The organism is Propioniciclava sp., assembly GCF_036744435.1.
GTDB lineage: Bacteria > Actinomycetota > Actinomycetes > Propionibacteriales > Propionibacteriaceae > Propioniciclava.
This window is the reverse complement of record NZ_DAIOIA010000155.1, coordinates 1-3,790: the sequence shown is the minus strand read 5'-3', so window position 1 is coordinate 3,790 and position 3,790 is coordinate 1. Positions and strand designations below refer to the sequence as shown.

At 73.2% G+C, this 3,790-nt stretch carries 4 protein-coding genes; 1 reads left to right on the top strand and 3 read right to left on the bottom strand.

The genetic code is table 11. The annotated features are described in order from the left end of the window. On the top strand, nt 1–719 hold a 719-nt coding region (locus V7E09_RS14125), incomplete at its 5' end, for a FadR/GntR family transcriptional regulator (protein WP_324523579.1). A 104-nt stretch (nt 720–823) separates the two neighbouring features. Here the strand turns inward: V7E09_RS14125 and V7E09_RS14120 are convergent. The 3 genes from V7E09_RS14120 to V7E09_RS14110 all read right to left on the bottom strand — a co-directional run. Then, nucleotides 824–1,642 (bottom strand): HpcH/HpaI aldolase/citrate lyase family protein, encoded by an 819-nt coding sequence (locus V7E09_RS14120; RefSeq protein WP_324512398.1) that lies wholly within the window; start codon nt 1,640–1,642, stop codon nt 824–826. Between the two features lie 209 nt (nt 1,643–1,851). Beyond that, entirely contained in the window at nt 1,852–3,042 is a 1,191-nt protein-coding gene (locus V7E09_RS14115; protein WP_324512399.1) for a CaiB/BaiF CoA transferase family protein, read from the bottom strand. Next, nucleotides 3,039–3,790: formylglycine-generating enzyme family protein (locus V7E09_RS14110; RefSeq protein WP_324523578.1), on the bottom strand; the 752-nt coding region annotated here is incomplete at its 5' end. The genes V7E09_RS14115 and V7E09_RS14110, both read right to left, overlap by 4 nt.

Sequence of the window (3,790 nt, the reverse complement as noted above, 5' to 3'; positions counted from 1 at the left end):
GCCTCGCATCCGCCACAATGGGGGCCATGGCGGCTGTGGTGGGTGGATACGAAGTCGTCCTGGACTACCTCACCGGCGAGATCCTGCAGGGACACGTCGCTCCCGGGACGCGACTACCGAACGAACGCGAGTTGGCGTCCCGGCTGGGGGCCAGCCGCAGCGCAGTGCGCGAGGCCATGAAGGTGCTGCGCGCCCAGGGCGTCATCGTGACACTGCCAGGGGCGGCGGGCGGGACGCGGGTCGCCAGCGAGCCCGGGGACGCGTTCGGTCACATGCTGAAGCTCCACGTGGCCCTCGACACCATCTCCAACCGCGAACTCACCCACACCCGCATGGTGCTGGAGCGGGCGTCAGCCGAGGTGGCCGCCGAGCAACCCGACGAGACCGCGCTGGCGGAACTCGACGGCCTCGTAGCCCAGATGATCGACACCCCCGCGCTGGCCTTCAACGACCTCGACACCGCATTTCACCTGACCATGGCCCGGATGGGACACAACCGGCTGGTGCGGGACCTGACCGTCGCGATCCGCGAGACCGTCACCTCGCTGCTGCTGGCCGCCGAGCACGTCGCCCCCGACTGGGACACGCTGCGCGACGAACTCACCGCCGAGCATCGGGCGATCGTCGAGGCGATCCGAGCCGGTGACGTCGACCTCGCCGGACGCCTGAGCGCCGAGCACATCCGCCACTCCCACGCCGCGCTGGGGCTGTCCGAATAGGGCGTCCGCCGCACGGGGGCTGTCGCAGAAAGCGGCCGCCGCGCTGGGTCAGTCGGAATAGGGCGGACGCGGCGTTGGCTCGGAGCACGCGGGCGTCGCCGCGTTCAGGCGTCGGCGCGCTCGCCGAGTTCGAGGGTCCGTCGCGCCGCGCGGATCATGGCCACGTCGATGAACGTCCCATCGGGCATCACGAACGTGCCGCCGCCTGCCTCGTTCGCCGCGGCGAAGCCGTCGACGATCCCGCGGGCGCGCGCCGTCTCCTCCGGGGTCGGCAGGAAGGCCGCGACGATGACGGGGAGTTGCCGGGGGTGGATCGCCGCGCGTCCCAGGAATCCCGCGGCGCGCCCGGTCCGGCAGGACGCGGCCAGCCCGTCGGCGTCCGACACCTGCGCGTAGACCGACATCGCGGGCGGTGTCAGGCCTGCCGCGGCCGCCGCGTTCACGACGCGGGCGCGCTGCCAGCCCAGGTCGGCCGACGAGCCGACCCCCAGCGCCGACCGCAGATCGGCCTCCCCCAGGCCCAGGGAGGCGACGCCGGACCCGGCGATCTCGAACGCCCGCTCGATGGCAAGCGGGGTCTCCAGCAGGGCGTGGATCGGACGCCGCACCGTCGCGTGGATGCGTTCGACCTGGTCGGGCGACTCCACCTTCGGGACGCGGACCTCCACGGCGTCCCCGAGCGCTGCGACTGCCCGAAGATCGTCCTCGGCCCACGGCGTCCCCGGCGCGTTGACGCGCACCTGTACCGGGCGTCCCGGGTGGGCAGCGAGCAGGTCCGGCAGCCGGGTGCGAGCCGCGTCCTTGGCGGCCTTGGCGACCGCGTCCTCCAGGTCGATGATCACGACGTCGGCGGGCCCGGCGAGCGCCTTGGCGACCAGGTCCGGCCGGTCCGCCGGCGCATACAACCAGGTGAGTGCGATCACATCGTCGTCCTTTCTGTCACCTTCTGACGCCCGGAGTCCTCGGCGGGCTGGGCTGCAGTCCTCATTGCTTCAAACCTCAGTCCTCGGCGGGCTGGGGCTCAGTCCTCAATGCTTCAAACCTCAGTCCTCGGCGGGCTGGGGCTCAGTCCTCAATGCTCCAAGCCTCAGTCCTCGGCGGGCTGGGGCTCAGTCCTCGGCGGGTGGGGTGGTCACGCGACGGCCCCTTGGGTGCGGAGGGCGGCCAACTCGTCGCCGGTGAGGCCCAACTCCCCCAAGACGGCGTCCGTGTCCGCTCCCGGGGGGCGGCCGGTGAACGCGATCTCGGCGTCGCCCTCGGTGGAGCGGAACAGGCCCCCGGCCATCAGCAGCGGGCCCAGGTCGGGGTCCTCGACGCGGCGGATCGCCCCGATCGCGGCGAACTGCTCCTCGGCGACGATGTCCGCGGCGGTGTAGATCGGCGCGATCGCGGCTTGGGCCCGGGTGAACTCCTCGATCACCACGTCGCGCGGACGGGCGGCGATCCAGCCCCCGACCAGTGCGTCCAGCTCGTCGGCGTGCTCGGCGCGGGTCGCCCCGGCCGCGAACCACGGCTCCTGGCACACCTCGGGGTGGCCCACCAACGTCAGCACCCGCTCGGCGATCGATTGGGACGACGTGGACACCGCCACCCACGAGCCGTCCGCGGTCGGGTAGATGTTGCGGGGGGCGTTGTTGCTCGACCGGTTCCCGGTGCGCGGCTGCACCGTGCCCACCTGGTCGAACCGGCTCACCTGCGGCCCGAGGATCGCCATGAGCGGCTCCACGATGGCCAGGTCGATCACCTGGCCACGCCCGGTGCGCTCGCGGGTGAACAGGGCGGTGGCCAGGGCGAACGCGGCCGCCAGCGAGGTGACGCCGTCCGCCAGGCCGAACGCGGGCAGCGTGGGCGGCCCGTCGGGCTCGCCCGTCAACGACGCGAACCCGCTCATCGCCTCGGCGAGCGTCCCGAACCCGGCGCGGCGCCGCATCGGTCCCACCTGCCCGAACCCGGTGATCCGCGCCAGGATCAGCCCCGGGTTCTCGGCGGCGAGGACGTCGTAGCCCAGCCCCCACTTCTCGAGGGTGTCGGGGCGGAAGTTCTCGATCACGATGTCCGCGGACGCCGCGAGCCGGGTGAACACCTCCTGCCCGCCCGGGGTGCTCAGGTCGATGCCGACGGTGCGCTTGTTGCGGCCCAGCGTCTTCCACCACAGGTTGTGCCCGTCCTTGCTGGGGCCGTGCCCGCGCGACCCGTCCGGACGCCGCGGGTTCTCCACCTTGATGACCTCGGCACCCAGGTCGCCCAGGTGCATCGCCGCCAGCGGGCCCGCGAACAGCGTGCTCGCGTCGATCACCCGCACCCCGTCGAGCTGGCCCATCATCGGCCGCCCGCGGCGTCGAACGCGATCCGGAACCCGGTGCGGACGTTGCGGTCCAGGTCGAAGCCCTTGCGCAGGTACTTCAGCGCGAAGTCGGGGCCTTGGCGTCCCTGCTCCACGTACCATTCCGAGCCCTCGATGGCGGAGTCGGAGCCGCCCCGCAGGATCGCGAACCGGCTGCGTCCGTCGGAGTGCTCGCTCTCGGTCCAGTTCCACACGGCGGTCTCGCCGCGCCAGTCGTCGCAGGCCTGCGCGGTGAGTTGCCACTCGAACTCGTCGGGCAGCCGCCCGCCCGCCCACGCGCAGTAGGCGCGCGCATCCTCCAGGGAGACCCCGGTCGCTGGTTCGTCCTCGGACGCCCCCACGGGCACCGGCCAGGCGTGACCGGTCGCGTCGGCGAAGGCCCGCATCTGCGCGACGGTGACCTCCCGGGCCGCCACGACGCACCCGGGCGTCTGCGCGATCACCTCGCGGGTGCGCAGGTCGTGCAGGCGCGGATGCAGCGGCTTCCATTCCTCCACGAACGGCGCCTCCCCGTACAGCCCCGTCTCCCGGCAGCGGTAGCGCAGGGTGAGCCGATGACGCCCCGCGGGCACGGCGACGCAGCCCTCCGCGCCACCACCTTCCACGCGACGCGGCGACGGCTCGACGGCCGCGGCCTCGGGTGTCGCGCCGTGGCTGGCCGACTCCGCGCCCCGCGGTGTCAGCCGCACGGCCTCCCGGTAGGGGAACCCGGCCGAGCGCCCCTGCG

What these genes read in the sequence shown, in the direction of transcription:
- V7E09_RS14115 (WP_324512399.1), bottom strand. Translation starts at nt 3,042, where the DNA reads ATGATGGGCCAGCTCGACGGGGTGCGGGTGATCGACGCGAGCACGCTG.